This window comes from Bacillus cereus group sp. MG4, from assembly GCF_040460055.1.
Taxonomy (GTDB): Bacteria; Bacillota; Bacilli; order Bacillales; family Bacillaceae_G; genus Bacillus_A; species Bacillus_A wiedmannii.
Genome location: NZ_JARVGZ010000001.1, coordinates 1,050,669 through 1,073,279, shown reverse-complemented (window position 1 = coordinate 1,073,279; position 22,611 = coordinate 1,050,669). Strand labels below are relative to the sequence as shown.

Sequence of the window (22,611 nt, the reverse complement as noted above, 5' to 3'; positions counted from 1 at the left end):
ATCTACTTACTTATACAAACATCTTTTGTAAGAAAGCTTTTTTGGTTTCTTTTAAGGCTTCTAATTCACGTTGATGAAGAGAGATGGTGTCGTCTAGTTGCTTGAAAAAGTTGCCGATTTTGATTTGTTCTACTTCTCCAGGTACACTAATAATCGCTTCTTTTAAATCATTTGAATTGATTGATTCAAATGTAGAACCTGTACTATATTTCGTCCAAAATCCATTGGATTTCATTTTACTTAACGATTGAAAAATAAACTCATTTCCTTTAATCCCAGCAACTCCTCGTCCAAGAACAACATCATATTGTGTTTTTCCAACGTCTCCAACAGGTGCACGAACACTAAGAATAATATCTCCTTTATCCGCAGATTTGGTAACTTGGGTAGTCCAAACACGTGGTGCAACCCAACCATTTTTAATGTCTGCATTACCCTGAACTAAAATATGATCATTAGGATTTTCTGTATAATTTTCTCCATTAGGTGATTGCCCCATAGTAATACTCACAACTTGCCCTAACTTATGCTGTTCCCACGCTCCATTAAATCCTGGGAAACGAATCTCCGGCATGGACGCCCCTTCTTTTGGAAACATTTTTTGCAAGAATCCTTGTTTTGTTTGTTTGAGGGTGGTTAGTTCTTGCTGATGAAGGACGATTGTGTCGTCTAGTTGTTTTAAAAATTTACCGATTTTGGTTTGTTCTTCTAATAACGGGAACATACCCTCAAATTTTAGAAGGTTCGTAACACTAATTCCAAATACCTTCATTCCTGTACCTGTCTTGTAACCATACTTTCTAAAAGTTGGTGAATTAATCAAATAGTAAAGAAACAAAGGATCTACTTGTTTTGGTCTCAAAGCTATTGTATGGAGTCCAGAAACTAGCTTGTAAGGAATATCTATGGTGATTACAGCAGGTGTGGCTATTCCTTGATAATCTTCCGAAGCATCAGCTAATACTAAATCTCCCTTTTCCAGTAGTTCGTAATTTCCAACTTTTATATTCGGCAAATTGCTAGACTCATCTATTACATCTGCAACTTTTGTATGGATGTCACCATAATGAATATACTTGTATCCTGTATATTCATTCGTCTCAACATCACGGGATAAAGAATATGATTTTACTCTATCCACTATTGAATCCAACTTACGCTGCTCCCAATCTTCAATATATCCAAGAAAACGAATTTCTGGTTTCTTGTTATTTTTCACGATTAAACACCTCTAATGCACCCTTGATCCATTCCGCGTTTTCTTCATCAAATTGTAGCGAAGATATCATGTCATATAGACTGGATTCTAGTTCTGCTTTTTCTTTTCGAATGTCTTGAATTGTTGATCCGATTGTAGCCATATCAACAGGCGCTTCTTCTTCAAAGGTATCTACGTATCGAGAAATGTTCAAATTGAAATCATTCTCTTTGATTTCATCGAAGGTAGCAACGTGGGCATATTTCTCCACATCTTCACGCTTCTTATACGTTTCAACAATTTTATCAATATTTTCTTTGGAAAGTTTATTCTGGTTTTTTCCTTTAGTAAACTCATTACTTGCATCAATAAATAACACATCTCGAGTCGTACGATTCTTCTTCAAGATTATGACTGTTGTTGGAATTGATGTCCCAAAGAATAAGTTTGCTGGCATACCAATAACAGCATCAATACTGCCATCTTCTAGTAATTTCTTACGAATCACACCTTCTGCAGCTCCACGGAACAGTACCCCATGCGGTAAGACGATTGCCATTGTTCCCGAATCTTTCAAATGATAGAATCCATGTAAAAGAAAAGCAAAGTCTGCTTTTGATTTTGGAGCTAACTTCCCGTAGCGGTTGAAACGAGAATCATCTAAAAACGTATCATCTGAAGACCATTTTGCAGAGTATGGTGGATTCATAAGGACAGAATCAAAGGTATAAGGCTCATCTGTCGGCCAATCTTTGTTCAACGTATCCCCATTGCGTAAACGCATATCTTCTTTATCAACACCATGCAAAATCAAGTTCATCTTCGCTAGATTATAGGTCGTTGTATTTAGTTCTTGTCCATGATACTTTACACTATCTGGATGGTTAATATAGTTGCGAATATTCAGCATCAAAGAACCAGATCCCATGGTGGGGTCAAATACGCTAAACAATTTTTTGTCTTCTTGACCAATTGCGGCAATATGAGCCATCATGTCAGATACCTCATGAGGTGTATAGAATTCTCCAGCTTTCTTACCAGCTTCTGAGGCAAATTGACTAATCAAGAACTCATAGGCATCTCCAATGACATCGCCATTATGTCCCATCACATCGACATCATTTAGTTTCTTCAGTACTTCTGTAATAGTAATGTTTCGTTGTTGATCATCTGATCCCAGTTTTTTTGATTTCAAATCCACATCATCAAACAATCCATTAAATTGATCATATGTCGTAGACAAATCGATAAAGGCTTTATTCAAGTCATTCAACTGAAACGTGTTTTGTTTAGCTTGATTGGTTAATACATTGAATAAATACTCTGGTTCAATATCATAGCCTAATGTATCCACTAATGTTTCAATCAAGTCATTTTTTATATCTTCATCTGCTAATGATTCTCTATACAATTGAGTTTGTTTTTCTTGTGTATTGTATTCTTCTAGCGATTCATCTGCTATTTCAACTACTTTTTCTAATAGCTTATCAGATAAGTACTTGTAAAAGATCAATCCTAATAAGTAGTTTTTGTATTCTGATGCATCCATTTTGCTTCGCAAATTGTCTGCGGCACTAAATAATTTCGATTTTAATTCAGCCATATTGCGTTCCTCACTTTTTTCTATTATTGGTCTAATTGCTTCAATGCTTTTAAATAAAGTTGCTCTTCAAGTTCTACTTGTTTCTTTGCCAAATCTTGACGCTTTCTCAAAAAGAAATAAGCTTTTCCAATCATCCGTTGTTTCTCAATACTTGGTAACTTGATTTCTAACTCTTTTAAAATCGCTGGAGTTAATTTTGGTACAGTACTTCCTTGCATGGAAATCGCCATTTGCCTTTTCATTGAGTATGATTCATTCAACGCATAACATAAATAGCTACTATCCAAATAATCATGTTCAATAATAAGTTTCGCAAAGTTTTGGTTTATGATCTTCCCTTGGTTTAAGTCACTCACTATCCCAGCTTTTGAACTAACAAAGCTGAAAACAACATCTCCAGCACTGCTCAAATAACTATCTTTATGATTTGAATTTCCACTATAAGAACTAGCTTGTGAGTCTAGAAATAATCCATCTAAATCATTTATTAAATCCTCGTACGAATAAGCAACTAAAGTCAGATTATTTTTCTCGTTTCCTCTAGAAAGGTTTCTTCCTATTCTAACTGTTACGATATCTTCAAGTTTCATATCCCGCCCTCTTCGAAAAAGTATTTCTTTAAAATTACTTAATTATCATTGCGATTAAATCGTATCACTCTGAAAATACTCCGTCAATAATTTGCATGTAATTTTTAAGAATTACATGCAAATTATTGGATGATTATTAATTCCCATCAATAAATAAAAATTTTTATTCATAATTAACGTTTTTAAAAGAACGTAAGTTCATTTGCGATAAGATTGAACCTATGTTCTTTTTTTGCTAGAGGTGTTAATTTGTATGTTTATTCTGTATGTCCAAATTAAATGGTAAACAAATAGTTTACGAGATATTGACAACAGAAGATTTACGTAGCTTTTATGCAAGCGTATCATGTATTAAAAAGGGACTTGATCCACGATATACAAAATTGGCTGTTGTAGGAGATGTAAACCGTAGTGGATCAATCGTATTGGCAGCAACACCGCCATTAAAAGCGCTAGGAATTAAGAAAATGGCACGGTTGTACGAAATACCGAAGCGACCAGATATTATTATTGTGAATCCGATTATGCATACGTATATGAAATGTTCAACTTACATAACAGGTTTAGCTTTACAGTATGTTGCGCCAGAAGATTTTCATCAATATAGTATTGATGAGTTTTTTATGGATATGACCGCGAGTATTCATTTGTTTGCGAGTAATCCGTGCGAGTTCGCATTAAAGTTCAAACAAGAAATATATGAACGTACACGGATTGAAAGTACGATTGGTATTGGACCGAATTTATTATTGAGTAAAGTAGCGATGGATGTGGAAGCGAAAAAGAATAAGGATGGAATAGCGCAGTGGACGTATGACGATATACCCGAGAAGTTATGGAGTATTAGACCGCTCAGTAAATTTTGGGGTATATCGTATAAAACAGAAATGAAATTGAATCGAAAAGGTATACATACAATTGGAGAATTAGCGCAGTACCCATTAAAGTATTTAAAACAATCATTTGGTGTAATAGGAGAGGAATTACACTTGCATAGTAACGGGATTGATTTTAGCAGAATAGCAGAGAAATATGTTCCAGCGACAACATCTATAGCGAAAAGCCAAATATTATTTCGTGATTATTCAATAGAAGAGTTCATCGTTATTTTATTAGAGCATACAGAAGAAGTTTGTTACAGATTGAGACGAGAAAAGAAATACGCGCAAACGATTCATTTTTCAGTCGGATATAGTAGAGAATACGGGGGAGGAATAAAAAAAGCACATACGTTAAACAGAGCAACAAATTTAACGATGGATATTTACAATGTTTGTACATATTTTTTATACGAGCGGCATACAGGAGAGCCGATTCGATCGATAAGTCTTTCTTTAACAAATTTAATCCATGAAGGAGAAGAGCAAATTTCGCTTTTCGATAACATTATTCAAAGAGAAAAAGAAATGAGATTAACGAAAGTTATGGACGAAATTCGAACACGATTTGGTAAGAACAGTATATTACGTGGAATTTCCTACACAAGCGTCGCAACAGCAAGATACAGAAACACATTATTAGGAGGGCACAAATCGTGAAGAATGCTAATATGCCGAAAGGAAGAGGAATGGTAAAGTGGCAACCGTTTGCTAGTATGCCAGAGCAGTTCATCTGTATTAAAGACATGATACAGGAGCAAACAAAAATCCCGCGTCCAATCTTAACGCAAGATGGGGTATGGCAACCAAAAGCGAAATATGGGGCCATATGCAAATATATTCCAATTTATAAAGGGCATGTGAAGAAGTTTTTATTCGCCACATACCCTTTTTGTTAATTAGCTACTTGGTAAATTGGCATATCAAACTGTAAATCCGGTGGCTGTCTATTTGGATCAATTCCATATTTGCCAAACCGATTCACATGAGCTGTGATATATGGACTTAGTTCGCTTAATACTTCTTCGTCCAATTCATTTCCGTCTTGCCGATAAGCATGTAACACTTGTGTTAATGCAAATACATTGTAGAAGATTAAACAATTGGCTATTAAATGATTAAACTTAATCACTTTTCTTTGGTTTTCTCTATTATTTTCAGTAATGACTCCTTCTCCGCCAAAAAATAGCCATTTGGTAAACCCATTAAATGATTCACTCTTATTTGTAGCCGTTTGAATGGTACGTCTCAATTGTTCATCAGCTATGTACTTTAATAAAAACATGGTACGAATCACACGTCCTAATTCACGAAACGCTTGATATAATTTGTTTTTCTTACTATAGGTTCCTAACTTATTTAAGATAGTTGAAGGGGTAATTTTTCCTACTTCAATTGACATGGCTACTCGTAGCATATCTTTATAATGGATTTCAATTAAATCCCAATCAATTTCATCGGTAAAAATATCGTCAATATGCTTAAATCGACTTTCTTTATCTGGACGGAACATTTTTAAATCTTTCCAATTTCGAATTCGTGGCATTAACTCGATTCCCATTAAGGTAGATAATCCAAAAATGGTAGCACTTTGTCCTTGTGTATCAGAATGAATGACTTCTGGTTGAATCTCAGAATTGTTATTCATTAAGACATCTAGTATATAAAGTCCTTCCCATACACCACACGGTATAAAATGACTAAATAATGCAATGTAATTATCAGAAACATGATAATAGCCAATTCCCCCATATCCTCCATAACGGATATGCCTCTCAGATAACAAGTTTTGTTCATATAAGGCCCATATTGTTCCATCAGCAGATGCGCTTTTCCCGTCTCCCCAATACTTAGGTAGGCCGAATTTGTTATAGGAATTAATAATGAATTGGATTGCTTGATCTAGATTTTCTGTCGTAATGTGTCTTTGATTTACCCATGAAATTTGCCTTCGGTCCATATTTCCTAATGATCTTGCAGTTTGAACAGGCCCTAGATTACAACCATAGCAAAACACAGTAGTTAAATAGCGTTCAATCGGATCTTCTAATCGAGCCTCATGTTTTGAAATGGGTTTAAAAAATCGAGTCCAGTTTAACCAATGTTCTGTATCACCTAGCATATCTAAAACATTGATGGGAACTAGATTTTGAGCAATATATTTTTCTAAACTTTTTAATTTAGGAGAAGGTTTTCTTTTCTTTGACTTTCCAATAACAATTTCACCATTCTCAATACGCACTTGTTTATTGTATGGAAAAGAAGCATCTGTTTTCTTTGCTATTTTCATAAACCTTTTCCGTAATTGTTTTACATATTCTTTACCTGTAGAGGGGAGATTGTTTTTATGACAAAAATCCAATAATTTTTGTTCATATTCATTCCAAGTGATAAGTTGTTGTCGATAATCAGCGTATTTTTCACTTCCCTCAATGTAAATATCTCCAGATTTTAAACCCCACATAATTTGGGTAAATACACAAGCTTCAAAGTGACGGCGATTCACTTCTTCTGGATAACACCCAGATTTTCGATTTGGAGCTATCCATCTCCACCATGCATCAGGAATCCACGATAAATCGAGTAGAGGTTTTATTTCCTTTTTCCAGTATCCCTTTTTTTCAATACTTACGATAGAAAGAGACTCTTTTCGGGAATTTTGATGAGTTTTTAAAAACGCAATCGCATCTTCTAATCCTTGATCTTGGTTTGTAGAGCGTAGGGAAACCGTGTTTAAAATTTTAAACAACGTAGAACGACTACTTTTATAATAATCCCAGACAAAGACAAAGTAGTTATCACCACTATAAGCAAGATGTGATTCGCAATCATGTAATATCTCCTCATGTCGGTTTCCTACTACTTGTTCAATCGCTTCCATTTTATCTTGAGATTCATTTCCTGAACGATAAGCAAGAATGACATCATGAAGAGTTGTAATTAACAAATCGGTCCGTTTTTGGTTCTTCATTTGATAGTGTTGTAACTGATCACGACTTTTATTACGGGCGGACATCATTCTCTTAACCATCATTTCTCCAATATTATCTAAAACATGGGCGAGTTGAGATTGGATAAAAGAGAGAGCAAGTGCATATCGTTTTTTAGGTTCCATTTTTTTCATTCGTGCTGCATCGAGCGTTTTGGCTTCCGAGGCCATTTGTCGTACTTTAACAGAAGGAATACTCTTCAGTATAGTAGTATTTACTTTTTGATCCATTAACCATTCCATTTGTGCTACTAATTCCCTGAAATGCTTTATAGTAGGACTTTTGGCATCTTGCTTGAGATGATGCCAGGGAGTATACACCGTACCATCATTCGTTTGAAAGAGAGAATCAATCTTATTTTTATCGTTTTCATGTATCGATTGATATATTTGTTCATACACCACATGGTACGATTGAGATCGCAACCTCTTAGCTGTCTCATTTAAAGTAGAAAAAGTAGGTAATTCAAAACGCTGACGAATTAATTCATCTATTGCAGCATTAATGAAATCGGCTGAGTCGTCTTTTGTTGATGATACTTGATTCATTGTATCAGTCATAATTTTTCTAGCTTGGTCATTGAAGAAATGAATGTTTTTATATTCTCTAATCAAGGCATGGTGACGTTTTTGAGTACCTGAGTTATGATATTTCTGTAAATCATTTCGTGATACAAGAGTAAGATTCATTTTTTGAGCAATATGTATGACAATGTCTTCAGGTATTTCTGTTACAGGAAGAAAATATCCTAATCGTTGAAATGTTTTTAGTAAAACGAATAATCCTAATTTAGCTACATCTCCTTTTACATGTGGCTTCATCCAATGAATTTCTTCAATTGTAGGAGAATATAGCTCTTGTAATTCTTTTTGGGATGGATTACTTTTCAGTCGAGGATAAGCTGTATCTTCAATACTAGGCATAAAAAAACTCCTTATATGAATTTAACTACTAATACAATCTTTTATTAGTCCATGTTTCGATAAAGGGTCATTCTAGATACACCGGCTTTTTCGGCAGCCTCTGTGATACTTGTTCCTTGTTCTATTAAATAAAATGCATAACTTAATTTTTCTTTGTCTACAGATGGTCTACCAGGATATTTGCCTCTTTTTTTTGCTGCCAGAATCCCTTCTTTTGTTCGCTCTGAAGTTAAATCTCGTTCAAATTGAGAAATACCAGCAAAAACAGTAAACAGCATTTTTCCATGTGCAGTTGTTGTATCAAGCCAGGACTCTTTTAAGCTTTTTAAATTCGCTTCTTTTCGAGAAATGATCTCGGCAATCTCAATTAAATCCTTTGTAGAACGTGAAAGTCGAGTCAGGTCTGTTACTACTACTGTATCTCCATTACGCAGAAACTCTAACATTCTATTTAGCTCCAGACGATCTCGTTTGGTTCCTGTTACTTTTTCAAAAAACATACGCTCGCACCCAGCGTCTATTAGTTGCTGTTCCTGGCGGTCTAAATTTTGATCAATGGTAGATACCCGCATATATCCAAACTTCATATAATTCCTCCTTTTCTGTTATATTGTATCAAAAACGATATGAAATAGGTATTGTTACAAAATAATTTTGTTACATATTTTTGTGACAGCGAGATTGCTAGTTCACTTGACTTCAGTTCTTGATCCCCACCCCTGTCACAAAAATGGTCGTTTTTGTGACAACGGGAATTTTCATTATCGGGTTTTCTTTAGAAAAAATAAAAAAGAATCCACTATATTTGTAGATTCTTTTGAACTACCAATCAAGAGTTTAATTGGAATATATTTGCATATGGCCCCATATTTCGCTTTTGGTTGTCATACCCCAAGATGCAAAAGAAAGGATTGAAAATAAGCTGTTAATTTCATATTTAGGTGAGGAAGAGGTTTTACTTACATATTATAAAAATGGCTACTTATATAAAAATTACATAACAGTAGATGATATAAATCCATTAAATGAGACGATTACTTGTACGGATGCTTTTCATAATCAAAGAATGTTTAAGTTTGGTGATGTAATGGAAGTGGACTAAAGTGTGACTGGAATCCATAGAAAGGTTTATGGCCAACCATGAATAAATAGTTGGCCATAATGATCTTAAAGATTCATATCTTTTAATCCGGGACTATGCTCATTTGGCATTTCAGGAAGTTCTGGTACAGGAAAACCTTTTGGTGGGTCAGTTACTGTTAATGTTCCTTTGTTTCTACTTGGAGATTCACCTTGGAATATTTCTCCCATTCTTGTTGGATCTAAGCTGAAATTAAATTGTGCATTATGGAATCCCATGTCTACATACTTTCTACACTCTGGATATTTATTGATATCATAGTTCGGCACAGGGAAGAGTTTTCCCCATTCAACCCCTAATGTCTCTAAAGCTTTTGCAAAAGCATTTTGATGTGCATTATCACGTACAATTAAAAATGCAAGAGTTTCTCTAAATGTTTGATTAGAACTCATTTCATAAATTCTAGTCTTTTGAAGTACACCTGTAGATTCAAGTACGACATTATCTAGTAAATCGCTAATTAAGTTTCCATGACTATATACCCAAGATCCATTCCAAGGATTGCCAGCTGCATCAACAGGCAATGAACTTTGAGCACCTACAATAAAATGGTGAGGGTTTGCATGTTTAACCGCTTCATCAAGCGGTGCTTTGTCAATACCAGCATTTCCTGGCGTAGGTTCACCAGATCCAGTTAATAGCTGATTAATTGTATGTTGTACAAGTTCTACATGGCTTATTTCCTCTAAAAAACACCTCGAAGTAAATCACGATATTGCTTCTCTTTACCTCTAAAATTTGAGCTTTGGAAGAAATATTGCATCATTGTACGCATTTCACCATAATGCCCACCTAATATTTCTTGTAAAACTTTTGCAGCAGCTGGGTCTGGTTTATCCGGCTTAATCATATTAATTATTTCCTCTTTATAATAAAACATGAAGGACACCTCTTTTTAAGTTAGTTAACATTGTTATCGTGTCCGCTAATTGGTTACTTAATACTTTAATTCATTTTTTCACCAATAAATCGTTACCGTAAAATGCAAAGTCTTTTTGAAATAACTATTTTCGATATGAGATGAGAGTGGGGGAATAGCTACTTAGCATGTAATAAAAAAGATAAGATTACGGAGTGTAATCTTATCTTTTCATGAAGAATAATAAATTGTATCTTCAAGGTTTTAAAATGACTTTTATACAATCATCTTCACGATTATTGAAAATTTGATAACCGTAGCTCGCTTCTTCAAGGGGGATTTTGTGTGTAATAATCTCTTTTGGATCGAATTCTTTGTTTATTATTTTTTCAAACAGTTCCGGCATAAAATGAATAACAGGTGCTTGTCCCATTTTAAGATTAATATTTCTAACCCAAAATGCCCCGAGTGGAAAAGCGTTATAATTGCCGCCATAAACACCCGTCATTTGAACCGTTCCGTATTTTCTTACGGCTTTCGTAGCAATTTGAATAGGACCGAGAGTTCCACCTTGTAATTTTAATTTTTGTTCTAAAAATTCTAGTGGTGATTTTTTTCCATCCATGCCCACGCAATCAATGACTACATCGGCACCGCCATGTGTGATTTCCTTTAAATGTTCTCCCATATCAGGAAATTTTGTAAAATCAAATATCTCAACATTGTTAATCTTTTTTGCATAATTCATTCGGTAATCTAAGTAATCGACTGCGATTACGCGCTTAGCTCCTTGCATCCAAGCGAATTTTTGTGTCATTAATCCAACAGGTCCACAACCTAGGACGATAACAGTATCACCTGGCTTAACACCTGCGTTTATTACACTCCAATAGGCTGTTGGCAAAACATCGGATAAAAACAGTAGAGATTCATCTTCAAGTTCGCATGATTCTGGTATAACAAATGGAGTGAAATTTCCAAAAGGAACTTTTAAATATTCTGCTTGTCCACCTGGATGGTTACCGAATTTCTCTGTATAACCAAAGTATCCACCAGAATCATAATGAGGATTGGAGTTATCACATTGACTTTCCATTTCATGTTGGCAATAAAAACAATGTCCACAAGCAACGTTAAAGGGGATAACAACACGATCGCCTTTTTTTACTTTAGTAACATCTGGACCAACTTCTTCAACAATTCCCATTGGCTCATGGCCAATAATATACCCTTGAGGTAACGGCATGTTACCTTGATATAAATGTAAATCAGAACCGCAGATAGCGGTTGAAGTAATTTTTACAATAATATCATCTTTTTTCTCTAACTTTGCATCATCCACCTGTTTAACTTGTACTTGGTTTGGACCTTGATAGGTTACAGCTTTCATAATTTTATATCTCCTTTTGAATCATTTCTCAAAACATACTTTATATGTATCTCTTTGTACAACAGAAACCTTTTTTCCATCCATTAAAATGGGATACACATAGTGTTGTTATGAAAGTATTTTATAGCAACTTTTTTCTCATTTCTTTTAGCTCTATTTTAAGAAGAAGCTCAATATTTATACATAATCTAATTCCCATAAAAAGGATAACTATTATTTCATGATTCGTAGCATATTAAAAACATCGGAGGTGAAACGATATGACAAACAATAATAGTGGAAGTCGTAATGAATTGTTAGTTCGAGGCGCTGGGCAGGCTCTTGATCAAATGAAATATGAAATTGCACAAGAGTTTGGTGTACAACTTGGTGCAGATACAACAGCTCGTTCAAATGGATCTGTTGGTGGTGAAATTACAAAACGTTTAGTAGCAATGGCTGAACAACAACTTGGTGGTAGAGCTAACCGCTAAGTAAATTGAAATACAATGTAGCAGATATGTAAATCAATTTCTTTTGTATATGTATAAAAATAAAACCCTTATAGTAAATGGATTCTCACTCAAAGATTATTGATAATCTTCTTTCATAATCTTTGAGTATTTTATTTGTAAACTACTTTCCTAAACAATAAACACGCGGTGTTGGAAAGGTGTTTTCCATGCATAGTAGAAAATCTTTTGCAGGAAAAAGCATACTTAAAAATTTGATTTCAATATTGAAATCAATATTTATTATGATATTTTCGAAAGCGAGGAATTTAAAAATGGGTATATTAAGTGGAAATCCTCAAAATGAACCGTTACATTACGGAGAAGTATTTGATATTTGGAGTTATCTTCTCGCTGCACAAGGTGCAATTGCAAGCCATCAAGTATTTATAAATCACACAGGTGACGAAGATTTGAAGAAGTTTTTAGAAAGCTTGATTGAAAATGATATAAACTCGGAAATAGAAGAGTTAAAAACTCTTTTAAAGGTTAATGGCGTAGCTTTACCTCCTGCTCCTCCAGAACGACCAGTTGCATCTATCGAAGATATTCCTTCAGGAGCGCGTATTAATGATGCTGAAATAGCAGCAGCTGTTGCTACAGGATTAGCAGCTGGACTTGTGACATGTAGTCAAGTGATGGGAAAATGTCTTCGAGAAGATGTAGGGATGCTATTCGGACAATTTCATATGAAAAAAGCGCAAGCAGGTGTAACTTTGCTGCGTTTAAGTAAGAAAAAAGGGTGGGTAGTTCCACCTCCGTTACATGTAAGAAATTCTGATCAAGCTTAAGAAACAAAAATAAAAAAAGTGGCATTGGCCACTTTTTTATTTTTTAGATGTATCCTCAGGCTTGGATTTATTTATTGTAGAAGAATCCATATATTCATCTGACATTTCCATAGCGTATTTATCATGATGAATATGATTGTGATTTCTTAATTCATCGTCGTTACGCAGTACTAATCTCTTCATATAAATGTGGAAGAAAACCTCTGTTCCGCCAATAATTAATGCGGCTATAAATGAAGACAGGCCAATATTACGAGTAGCATCTAAATTCGTAAATAAGGATGTTAAAAGCCAAATCCCGAAGAAGGTTAGGCCGAAATCTGCCATTGTAGCAATCATATTTCCGTATTTAGGTAAAATGAAGAGATCACCGATTAAATAGGCAGCTCCTGTTAGGAAAAGAGAAATGAGTAATACTCTAGGAATTGAAATGCCTTGAAAGATACCGAGTACCATTAATAATACTGCAGTTATCGCTGTGTATTTAATTAGTAAAGCAACAATATGTTTCATCATTTTCCTCCATTGTTTAAACGTATATGGAATAAAATATTTCATAAAAAACGGGTTATGCTATATAGCGTAACCCGTTATAATTACCCTTTAATGGTAAGAAGTACAACCTGGGTAAGAAGCAGGCTTATACTACGTATAGTATTTGCGGAGTATCAAGTTTTATTCACAAGGTGTAGTTCCATTCTTATAATAGAGATGTTGCCTAAGTACATTGTTTTTATATTAAACTTAATAATTTTTTCTGTTTTGATTTTGTTTCTTAAATATAAGAAGAAAAAATATTTTCATGCTTAATGTATCTTTTTGTCTACATATTTTCCATAATCGGGTATAGCGATTTTATCAAATTCTTGAACGAGTGTTTTGAGGTTTGTTGATAGCAATTCACCTGACATTGGTATCCCATGTCCAGTAATAGCGACCAGAGGCTTTAATTCTTCTAAGTTAATGACTGATTCTTTAGCGGCTTTCCAGTCTGTTGTTAAATAACGAGGGGGGCCGCTTATTTCCTGTTCCTGAGTAAATACTTTATATAGATATTCCTGTTTCACTGTAACAAAAGCATCCCCAGCAATTAAAGTTCGGTCTTTTTCTCGGAATAATGAAATATGACCTGGAGTATGCCCTGGTGTATGAATCCATCTAAACTCTGGCATATGGGGAACTGTTCCATCGGTAGGTAGTACTTTTACGCTATTTCCTAAATCAATCGGTTCATTAGGGAACAGGGGAGACATTTTGGCTACCATACCACCTTCAACTGTTGGATCTGGTTCAGGATAGCTTTGTTGTCCAGTCAAGAACGGTATCTCCAGTTGATGGGCATAGACTGGAACATCCCAATACTTAATGAGTTCAATTATTCCTCCAACATGATCAAAATGCCCATGAGTTAAAATAATTGCTTTTGGGCGGCTATTTGTACCAAATCGCTTCTCAGTGACAGTGATAATTTCATTTGCACATTTAGGCATTCCAGCATCAACTAAAACAAAATCATTGGTATGCGGATTTCCAACAAAACATATGTTGACGATTTGAATCGTGTAACAAAATAAATCAGGCAATACTTCAAGGCCATGACCACTTTCAATTGAAGTTGCTGGAATAAACTTGTAATCACTTCCATAATTCATTTCCTTGTCCACTTTTTATCCCCCTTAATATATTTCAATACGATATTATAGTTCCCTAATTTCTCAAATCCATTTTGAGGCATTTGAAAAAAGAATTAGTGGGGGATTACAAAAAACAAAAATTAAGTCCTAGAATCAAGGTGGAGACATATCAATTTATATAATAGTTTCTACAATTTTTTTGAGGGGGGTGATGGGTTAATAAAATATTTATCTTAATATTTTAATGTGGATTTATACAAAAAACATAACAGTAGTTGATAGAACGCCATTAAATAAGACGATTACTTGTACCGATGCTTTTCATAATCAAAGGATGTTTAAGTTTGGTGATGTAGTTGAAGTGAATTAGAGGGGGGAATATCTCTTCCTAAGTTAATTATATCATGTAAATCAAATTCGAAATAGACTGTTTATTCGTATTTACTCCTGCTACAATCAAGAACACATGCATAGTAAGGAGAGATGTTACATGGGTTCTTTCGTTCTCGATTTTCAGGAAATAGAAAACACGCAGCTTTCACTCGTTGGTGGAAAAGGTTTGAATTTAGGGGAGTTATCAAGCGTTCAAGGGATACAAGTGCCAGAAGGATTTTGTGTTACAACGGTAGGATATGAAAAGGCCATCGAGCAAAATGAAGAGCTTCAAACTTTGTTGCAGCAGCTAACAAAGTTGAAACGTGAAGACCGAACTCAAATTGGTGGAATTAGTAAGAAGATTAGAGAAGTCATTATGGCAGTAGAAATCCCTTCTGAAGTAGTGGAAGCGGTAGCTCATTATCTCTCACGTTTTGGAAATGAACATGCGTATGCCGTGCGTTCTAGTGCTACGGCTGAAGACTTGCCGTATGCCTCGTTTGCTGGTCAACAAGATACGTATTTAAATATTATCGGTAAAGAAGCGATTTTGCAGCATGTAAGAAAGTGCTGGGCTTCTTTATTTACAGAGCGAGCAGTTACGTACCGCATGCAAAATGATTTTGAACATAATCAAGTTTCTATATGTGTTGTCGTTCAAAAAATGGTTTTCCCTGAGGCTTCGGGCATTTTATTTACTGCTGATCCGGTTACTTCTAACCGAAAGGTAGTATCAATTGATGCCAGTTTTGGACTTGGTGAGGCATTAGTATCAGGACTGGTCTCTGCCGATAATTATAAAGTAAAAGAAGGCGAAATTGCCGGAATGATGATAGCGACTAAAAAATTAGCTATTTATGCTTTAAAAGAGGGCGGAACGGAGACGAAACAGATTGATCCGGCTCAGCAAAAAATTCAAACATTGTCTGAACAACAAATTTTACAACTAGCACAGATCGGAAGACAGATTGAAGCTTATTTTGGTTGTCCGCAAGATATTGAATGGTGTTTAGTGAATGATACATTTTATATTGTCCAAAGTCGCCCAATCACGACTTTATATCCAATACCAGAAGTAAATGATGGGGAAAATCATGTGTATGTATCGGTTGGTCACCAGCAAATGATGACCGATCCCTTGAAGCCATTAGGAATGTCTTTATTCCAGTTAACATCTTTTGGACAGAGGTTTCAAGCTGGAGGGAGGTTGTTTGTTGATGTTGCACAAAGATTGGCTTCGCCTACTAGTAGAGAACTTTTATTAAATATGATAGGGAATTCGGAACCGCTTATTAAAGATGCATTAACGACTGTAGTCGAGCGAGATGATTTTATTACATTGTTACGAGATGAAGAAAAAGAAAAGAGTGTTGGTAAAAGTGGACCACCTACAAGTTCGCAACCACAAGTCGAAAACAATCCAGCAATCGTTACGGATTTAATAGAAATGAATCAAGCATCAATTGAAGAGTTAAAACGAAACATGCAAACAAAATCAGGGGTGGATGTACTTGATTTTATTTTGGAAGATATTCAGCAATTAAAGAAAATATTATTTCATCCGCAAAGTATGGATGTCATTATGGCAGGTATGAATGCTTCAACATGGATCAATGAAAAGATGGAGCAATGGCTAGGCGAAAAGAATGCAGCAGACACACTTTCTCAATCCGTACAAAATAATATTACGTCTGAAATGGGGCTAGCATTACTCGATGTTGCTGATGTGATTCGGCCATATCCAGAAGTTATTGCGTATTTACAACATGTAGAAAATGATAACTTTTTAGATGAATTAATTCAATTTAAAGGCGGAGAAAAAGCTCGAGATGCCATTCTAGCTTTTCTAAATAAATACGGAATGAGATGTAGCGGAGAAATCGACATTACGAAAACGCGCTGGAGTGAAAAACCAACAACCATTATCCCGATGATTTTAAATAACATAAGAGACTTTGAAGCTGGTGCTAGTAAGCAGAAGTTTGAAAAAGGGCTGCAGGAAGCTTTGAACAAAGAAGAAGAGTTAGTCGAGCGATTGCAACATTTGCCGGAGGGTAAACAAAAAGTAGAAGAAACGAAGCGAATGATTCGTAACATCCGTAATTGTATCGGTTATCGTGAATATCCAAAATACGGCATGATTAATCGTTATTTCATATATAAACAGGCATTATTAAAAGAAGCCGAGCAACTTGTACAAAGCGGTGTCATTCATAAAATCGATGATATATACTATCTAACCTTTGAAGAGCTTCATGAAGTTGTTCGCACGAATAAGCTAGATTACGAGGTTATTCATAAACAAAAAAATGAGTACAAATTATATGAAAAACTAACGCCTCCCCGCGTTATGACGTCTGATGGAGAAATCATTACAGGTAAATATAAACGAGAAAATCTTCCGGCTGATGCGATTGTTGGTCTGCCTGTTTCTTCTGGAGTAGTTGAGGGAAGAGCTCGCATTATTTTAAACATGGAAGAAGCGAATTTAGAAGAAGGGGATATATTAATTACTGCTTTTACTGATCCTGGCTGGACACCATTGTTTGTGTCTATAAAAGGTTTAGTCACCGAAGTTGGAGGACTTATGACGCACGGAGCAGTGATTGCACGTGAATACGGATTGCCAGCAGTCGTTGGCGTAGAAAATGCTACGAAATTAATAAAAGACGGACAACGAATTCGGGTACATGGAACAGAAGGGTATATTGAAGTGGTGTAATGAAATAAAAGATCATCCGCTATAAATAGTGGATGATCTTTTATTTTGCAACAGCTCATTTCTTTAAACCAGCCGCATAAAAAGGACCATGAACTGCGATTGTTGATAAAATACGAGCAATTTCTTCAGGTGTTTCTTTTTGCCCGTTATTTAACCATTGCTGAATAACACCAATATGAGCAGATGCCATATAAGAAGCTAAGTATTGGCTTGGGACAAGTAAATTCTCCTTATTAATGAGAGGACCATTCGTATCTTCAAATAGTGTTTTCCACATAAAGTCTTTCAGTTTTGTTTGGAAAGATAAATCTCCTTTTGGACTTAATACAGCTTTCATAAAATCACTATTTTTATTTAGAAATTCAAGAATAGAAGTAATAAGTATAAACGGCATTGTTGGGGAAGGGTTTGACCCAAGATCCGCAATCACTTCTGGGAATCTCTTTTTGGCAATGCTAGAAAACTCATACATAATGTCTTCTTGGCATTTCGTCATTAAATCAAATTTATCTTGATAGTGCGCATAGAAAGTACCGCGATTAATGTTTGCCTTCGTTGTAATATCTTTCACTGTAATGGCGTCAAAACCTTTTTCTTCAATTAATTCCACCAATGCATTTCGTATGGCAGTTTTCGTACGAACAACACGTAAATCTAAATTACTATCACGCAAAGTATGTCCCTCCTTCATTTTAGCCAACACATTTCAAGGATGTGTCTTATAACCGACACATTCACGATTTTTGATTATTGTATAAGGTTCAACTCAAACATATAATTCAAAATATAAATAAACAACACGTTGTTGGTTATTATAAATCAAATGATAGGAGGAGAAAAGAAAATGTTTAAAAATAAACTTTTATATGTATCACCGGTTATTGCACTACTTGTTGTTTTTATTTTTTCATTAACGTTATTTCCAACCGTTCAACCTCAGCCGAAAAACTTGCCAATCGCAATTGTAAATGAGGATCAAGGAGGAGAAATTCCGAATCAACCGAAAATGAATATGGGGCAAACGATTGTTGATAATATGAAAAAGACATCGAAATCAGAGGAAGAACCTGCGGTGAAGTGGGTTGAAGTGAAAAATAAAGAAGCAGTTCAAAAAGGCTTAAATAATCAAGAATATTACGCAGCATTAGTTATTCCGAAAGACTTTAGCACAAAACAAGCATCATTACGAACACCACAGCCATCTTCGCCAGAGATAGAAATATTCATAAATCAAGGAATGAATACGGCTGCTTCCACTATGGCAGGGCAAATATTACAGGCGATCGTTGATAATATGAACAATACTGTTCGTACACAACTACTAGAAGGATTGAAAGCAAAAGGAGCTACTTTAACAACAGACCAAGCTGCGAAATTAGTAACACCTATTACAAAGAAAGTGACAAATGTAAATGAAATCGGTAAAAATAGTGCGAACGGTAACTCGCCAATGTCTTTATTCCAACCGTTATGGATTGCAAGTTTAGCGAGCGCAGCAATTATCTTTATTGCGATAAGTAAAATGCCGATTCGTACAAGAAAAGAAAACTTTGTATTAAAACTAAAGCAAATCGTAACAGGCGCAATTGCCACACTTGTAATTGGGTTCGGTCTTACATGGATTGCGGACGGAATGGTAGGATTAAATATTTCAAATTTCACTGATACGGCACTGTTTTTATCTATTACGTCTTTTAGCTTCTTCTTAATGATATCGGCGGTACTTTCATTAGTTGGACTAAAAGGAATCGGTGTATTCGCTCTCTTACTATTCTTCGGGGCACCGTTATTATCATTAGCACCGGAAATGTTGTCGCCATTTTATCAAGACTGGGTTTACTCATGGTTACCAATGAAATTTATGATTGAAGGACTTAGAGAAATCTTCTTCTTCGGAAAAGGGTTAAGCTGGACTACACCTGTTACTGTGCTCGTTTGGATTGGTGCGGTAAGTATAGTTATTATTTTAGCGACTGCTTTCAAACGTAGTGCAATAAAGGAACATAAAACGGAATTAAACGCATAAAATCAAAAAACGTTTCACTAAGAGTGAAGCGTTTTTTTGTGGAATACAAGCTGTAAAATAGGTATCTTGAAGGTGTAGTTATTAATTTTGGTATAAAATGAAAATTAATAAAGAGAAAAGTAAACATATGAGGGGGGAACGACAATATGGAGAGCAATACAATAACGAAAGAATATACAATTCGAACTGCTACTGAAAATGAAAGTGATAGCATTATTACTCTATTAAAAAAAGTAGCAGAGTGGCTACAACATAAAGAAGTGGATCAATGGCAGTACCTTTTAGGAGAGGAATCTACGGCTGAAATACTAGAAGGTATAAAAGAGAAAAATACGTACGTTGTTGTGAAAGAAAGTGAAATTGTCGTACGGTTACAGTATCTCCTAAACAAAATGAATGGGATGAGCGTATTTTTGGTAAAGAGGAAGTTTCAAATTCTTTATATATTCATAGATTTGCGGTGAAACGGAAGTATAAGGGGAATGGAATCGGAGAATGGATTTTACAGTGGGTAGAAGAGAATGTACAACAGGATAAAGAGTTTTTGAGGTTAGATTGTGTTGGGCATAATCTTAAGTTGAATGATTTTTATAAGCGATGTGGTTTTGAATATATCGGTAGTACGGATGGACATAGTAAGTTTCAAATGAAAAGGGGAAAGTGAATGAATTTAATTAACAAAGAGTTAGTTAAAAGATTAGTACAAGAACAGTTTCCTAAATGGGCACATTTAGAGGTGAAGCCTGTAAAGTTTAGTGGACATGATAATAGAACGTTTCACTTAGGAGATGAGATGAGTGTCAGGTTGCCAAGTGATGCAGCATATGCACCACAAGTAGAGAAAGAAAATAAGTGGCTACCTATATTAAGTAAGGAGCTTTCTTTACCGATTTCTACACCACTTGCGAAAGGAACTCCATCTGAATCGTATTCATGGCCTTGGTCTATTAATAAGTGGATAGAAGGAGAAACAGTTACGAAACAAAATGTCCGTGATTTAAGTGAATTTGCGGCGGACTTAGGAGCATTTTTAGTAGAATTGCAATCTATTGATGCGAGTAACGGACCGGTAGCTGGAGCGCATAATTTTTACCGAGGCGGGCTAATATCTGTATACGATGAAGAAGCGAGAAGGGCTATCGAAAATAATAAGGACGCTTTTGATGAAACAGTATTAAAACATCTTTGGGATTTAGCACTTCAGTCAAAGTGGGACCGCAAACCACTTTGGGTTCATGGAGATGTAGCGCCAGGGAACTTACTTGTTAAAGAGGGAAAGCTTTGTGCTGTAATTGATTTTGGTATTTTAGGAGTAGGAGATCCAGCCTGTGATGCAGCGATGGCATGGACGTTTTTTGATCAGGGTAGTAGAAACGTATTTAAAGAAGAATTGCATATAGATGAAGAAACGTGGAATAGAGCGAGAGGATGGGCACTTTGGAAAGCGTTAATTACATATGATGCGAATAAGGAAAGTAATAGGATAGTGGCAGAGGAATCGTATCGTGTGATTCAAGTGATTGTGGATGATTATGAGAGGTAGTAGAAAAAGCCTATTTTAAAATAGGCTTTTTTATATGATTAAATATAGAAATGGAAAGAAGGAATCTAACGTAATTATACAGAACATTTAGATAATAGGAGGTGTCGAATTTTGAGTGAAATTGAATTAAAAAGGAATGTAATTAAGACAGGGAGTGAGAAGGGGACTATTCTTCGGTTTATACTCGCTAGTCTAGTTGGGGTATTTATGTTTTTCGTACCAGTTACGATAAACGGAGCTTCATCCATTATGATTGATCATATCGTATCATGGATTCGGTCTTCGGCTCCGAGCGTCGTACCTTATTACGCTCTACTCGTTATGATAATGGGTGCGATTTATCCATTCTATACGAAAAAATGGAATGCATCTATTGTAGACATTTGTTTTTCTATTTTAAAAGTAATTGGTGTTGTCTTTGGTGTATTATATTGCTTGAAAGTAGGACCAACTTGGTTCTTTGCACCAGATGTAGGGCCGTTTTTGTATGAAAAACTAGTAATATCGGTAAGTTTACTCGTTCCAATCGGCTCAGCTTTTTTAGCATTATTAGTCGGGTATGGATTACTTGAATTTATCGGTACGTTTTGCCGTCCAATTATGAGACCATTATGGAAAACACCAGGGCGATCAGCAATCGATGCAGTTGCGTCCTTTGTGGGGAGTTATTCGCTTGCGCTTCTTATTACAAATCGCGTGTATAAAGAAGGGAAATATACGACAAAAGAAGCAGCCATTATCGCTACAGGTTTTTCTACAGTATCCGCAACATTTATGATCATCATCGCAAAAACATTAGACATTATGCATTTATGGAATGTTTATTTTTGGACTACTCTCGTTGTAACATTCATCGTAACTGCTATCACCGTAAGAATCCCTCCCCTTAGTAGAAAACCAGATACATATGTAACAGAAGAAGGGTTCCCAGAGCCTGTTTATAAAGAAAAAATGCTAGAACGAGCTTGGGAAGATGCGTTAGAAGTATCAAAGTCTGCCCCGAGTATTATGAAAAATATCGCAGTGAATTTAAAAGATGGTTTTATTATGACAATGGGAATTTTACCATCTATTATGTCAGTAGGATTAATTGGTATCGTCTTAGCGAAATTCACGCCAATATTTGATTGGATCAGTTATATTTTCTATCCTTTTACGTGGCTATTACAATTACCAGAAGCAGGCTTAGCTGCTAAAGCGGCATCCGTTGGTATCGCAGAAATGTTTTTACCTTCTCTTTTAGTTGTAAGTGCACCACTTGTGACAAAGTTTGTCATTGCGGTTGTTTCGGTCTCATCTATATTGTTCTTCTCAGCTTCCATTCCTTGTATTTTATCGACAGACATTCCTTTAAAAGTATCGGAACTTATTATTCTCTATGTACAAAGAACGATATTAACGTTACTTATTATTACGCCGATTGCTTACATACTTCTATAAAGAATGAACTCGCTTTA

17 protein-coding genes and 3 pseudogenes are annotated in these 22,611 nt (G+C 35.3%); 10 read left to right on the top strand and 10 right to left on the bottom strand.

The window, feature by feature from the left end:
• Window positions 1-10 precede the first annotated feature (10 nt).
• From QCI41_RS05620 to QCI41_RS05610, 3 genes are read right to left on the bottom strand one after another with little or no spacing between them, the layout of a single operon-like run.
• On the bottom strand, window positions 11-1,219 hold the full coding sequence (locus tag QCI41_RS05620) for a restriction endonuclease subunit S (RefSeq protein WP_353838029.1): 1,209 nt from the start codon (window positions 1,217-1,219) through the stop codon (window positions 11-13).
• Complete coding sequence (locus QCI41_RS05615) at window positions 1,209-2,801, bottom strand: type I restriction-modification system subunit M (RefSeq protein WP_353838030.1); 1,593 nt, start codon at window positions 2,799-2,801, stop codon at window positions 1,209-1,211. The genes QCI41_RS05620 and QCI41_RS05615 overlap by 11 nt, the downstream gene beginning before the upstream one ends.
• A 23-nt stretch (window positions 2,802-2,824) precedes the next feature.
• Window positions 2,825-3,391, bottom strand: a complete 567-nt coding sequence (locus QCI41_RS05610; protein ID WP_353838031.1) for a restriction endonuclease subunit S — start codon at window positions 3,389-3,391, stop codon at window positions 2,825-2,827.
• Window positions 3,392-3,657: 266 nt separating this feature from the next.
• On the opposite strand from QCI41_RS05610, the gene QCI41_RS05605 reads away from it, so the two are divergent.
• On the top strand, window positions 3,658-4,929 hold the full coding sequence (locus QCI41_RS05605; RefSeq protein ID WP_353838032.1) for a Y-family DNA polymerase: 1,272 nt from the start codon (window positions 3,658-3,660) through the stop codon (window positions 4,927-4,929).
• A pseudogene (locus QCI41_RS05600) lies at window positions 4,926-5,063 on the top strand (YolD-like family protein); the annotation flags it as partial. The gene QCI41_RS05605 and the pseudogene QCI41_RS05600, both read left to right, overlap by 4 nt.
• Window positions 5,064-5,164: 101 nt before the next feature.
• Here the strand turns inward: QCI41_RS05600 and QCI41_RS05595 are convergent.
• Together QCI41_RS05595 and QCI41_RS05590 are read right to left on the bottom strand one after the other, a co-directional pair.
• The gene (locus QCI41_RS05595; RefSeq protein WP_353838033.1) at window positions 5,165-8,182 is read right to left on the bottom strand and encodes a Tn3 family transposase; all 3,018 of its coding nucleotides are present in this window, start codon (window positions 8,180-8,182) and stop codon (window positions 5,165-5,167) included.
• 44 nt (window positions 8,183-8,226) lie between these two features.
• Window positions 8,227-8,769 carry a recombinase family protein gene (locus tag QCI41_RS05590; RefSeq protein ID WP_353838034.1) on the bottom strand — a complete coding sequence of 181 codons (543 nt, stop codon included), beginning with the start codon at window positions 8,767-8,769 and terminating at the stop codon, window positions 8,227-8,229.
• Window positions 8,770-9,023: 254 nt separating this feature from the next.
• On the opposite strand from QCI41_RS05590, the gene QCI41_RS05585 reads away from it, so the two are divergent.
• Entirely contained in the window at window positions 9,024-9,284 is a 261-nt protein-coding gene (locus QCI41_RS05585) for a YolD-like family protein (RefSeq protein ID WP_483299056.1), read from the top strand.
• 65 nt (window positions 9,285-9,349) lie between these two features.
• Here the strand turns inward: QCI41_RS05585 and QCI41_RS05580 are convergent.
• Window positions 9,350-10,203 (bottom strand): annotated as a pseudogene (locus QCI41_RS05580) (manganese catalase family protein).
• Between the two features lie 235 nt (window positions 10,204-10,438).
• Window positions 10,439-11,572 (bottom strand): zinc-dependent alcohol dehydrogenase, encoded by a 1,134-nt coding sequence (locus QCI41_RS05575; protein WP_353838035.1) that lies wholly within the window; start codon window positions 11,570-11,572, stop codon window positions 10,439-10,441.
• A 260-nt stretch (window positions 11,573-11,832) separates the two neighbouring features.
• On the opposite strand from QCI41_RS05575, the gene sasP reads away from it, so the two are divergent.
• Window positions 11,833-12,045, top strand: coding sequence for a small acid-soluble spore protein, SasP family (gene sasP, locus QCI41_RS05570; RefSeq protein WP_199712861.1), 213 nt, complete (start codon window positions 11,833-11,835; stop codon window positions 12,043-12,045).
• A 293-nt stretch (window positions 12,046-12,338) separates the two neighbouring features.
• On the top strand, window positions 12,339-12,854 hold the full coding sequence (locus QCI41_RS05565; protein WP_046959943.1) for a DUF3231 family protein: 516 nt from the start codon (window positions 12,339-12,341) through the stop codon (window positions 12,852-12,854).
• 36 nt (window positions 12,855-12,890) lie between these two features.
• Here QCI41_RS05565 and QCI41_RS05560 read toward each other — a convergent pair whose 3' ends face one another.
• Both QCI41_RS05560 and QCI41_RS05555 read right to left on the bottom strand, forming a co-directional pair.
• Entirely contained in the window at window positions 12,891-13,367 is a 477-nt protein-coding gene (locus QCI41_RS05560; RefSeq protein WP_353838036.1) for a YndM family protein, read from the bottom strand.
• A gap of 293 nt (window positions 13,368-13,660) precedes the next feature.
• Complete coding sequence (locus QCI41_RS05555; protein ID WP_353838037.1) at window positions 13,661-14,518, bottom strand: MBL fold metallo-hydrolase; 858 nt, start codon at window positions 14,516-14,518, stop codon at window positions 13,661-13,663.
• Window positions 14,519-14,978: 460 nt separating this feature from the next.
• On the opposite strand from QCI41_RS05555, the gene ppsA reads away from it, so the two are divergent.
• Window positions 14,979-17,585, top strand: a complete 2,607-nt coding sequence (gene ppsA, locus QCI41_RS05550) for a phosphoenolpyruvate synthase (protein ID WP_353838038.1) — start codon at window positions 14,979-14,981, stop codon at window positions 17,583-17,585.
• Between the two features lie 55 nt (window positions 17,586-17,640).
• Here ppsA and QCI41_RS05545 read toward each other — a convergent pair whose 3' ends face one another.
• Window positions 17,641-18,258, bottom strand: a complete 618-nt coding sequence (locus tag QCI41_RS05545) for a TetR/AcrR family transcriptional regulator (protein WP_353838039.1) — start codon at window positions 18,256-18,258, stop codon at window positions 17,641-17,643.
• A gap of 132 nt (window positions 18,259-18,390) precedes the next feature.
• On the opposite strand from QCI41_RS05545, the gene QCI41_RS05540 reads away from it, so the two are divergent.
• The 4 genes and pseudogenes from QCI41_RS05540 (at window position 18,391) to QCI41_RS05525 (ending at window position 22,594) form a co-directional block, all read left to right on the top strand.
• Entirely contained in the window at window positions 18,391-19,611 is a 1,221-nt protein-coding gene (locus QCI41_RS05540; protein ID WP_353838863.1) for a YhgE/Pip domain-containing protein, read from the top strand.
• Between the two features lie 146 nt (window positions 19,612-19,757).
• A pseudogene (locus QCI41_RS05535) lies at window positions 19,758-20,275 on the top strand (GNAT family N-acetyltransferase).
• Complete coding sequence (locus QCI41_RS05530; protein ID WP_353838040.1) at window positions 20,276-21,154, top strand: aminoglycoside phosphotransferase family protein; 879 nt, start codon at window positions 20,276-20,278, stop codon at window positions 21,152-21,154. It abuts the pseudogene before it with no gap.
• 111 nt (window positions 21,155-21,265) lie between these two features.
• A complete protein-coding gene (locus QCI41_RS05525; protein ID WP_353838041.1) occupies window positions 21,266-22,594 on the top strand; it encodes a YjiH family protein in 1,329 nt (442 codons plus the stop codon).
• Window positions 22,595-22,611: the final 17 nt, after the last annotated feature.

Coding starts and splice junctions, on each gene's coding strand:
- QCI41_RS05615 (WP_353838030.1), bottom strand. CDS start 2,801: ATGGCTGAATTAAAATCGAAATTATTTAGTGCCGCAGACAATTTGCGA.
- QCI41_RS05610 (WP_353838031.1), bottom strand. CDS start 3,391: ATGAAACTTGAAGATATCGTAACAGTTAGAATAGGAAGAAACCTTTCT.
- QCI41_RS05605 (WP_353838032.1), top strand. CDS start 3,658: ATGTCCAAATTAAATGGTAAACAAATAGTTTACGAGATATTGACAACA.
- QCI41_RS05595 (WP_353838033.1), bottom strand. CDS start 8,182: ATGCCTAGTATTGAAGATACAGCTTATCCTCGACTGAAAAGTAATCCA.
- QCI41_RS05590 (WP_353838034.1), bottom strand. CDS start 8,769: ATGAAGTTTGGATATATGCGGGTATCTACCATTGATCAAAATTTAGAC.
- QCI41_RS05575 (WP_353838035.1), bottom strand. CDS start 11,572: ATGAAAGCTGTAACCTATCAAGGTCCAAACCAAGTACAAGTTAAACAG.
- sasP (WP_199712861.1), top strand. CDS start 11,833: ATGACAAACAATAATAGTGGAAGTCGTAATGAATTGTTAGTTCGAGGC.
- QCI41_RS05565 (WP_046959943.1), top strand. CDS start 12,339: ATGGGTATATTAAGTGGAAATCCTCAAAATGAACCGTTACATTACGGA.
- QCI41_RS05560 (WP_353838036.1), bottom strand. CDS start 13,367: ATGAAACATATTGTTGCTTTACTAATTAAATACACAGCGATAACTGCA.
- ppsA (WP_353838038.1), top strand. CDS start 14,979: ATGGGTTCTTTCGTTCTCGATTTTCAGGAAATAGAAAACACGCAGCTT.
- QCI41_RS05530 (WP_353838040.1), top strand. CDS start 20,276: ATGAATTTAATTAACAAAGAGTTAGTTAAAAGATTAGTACAAGAACAG.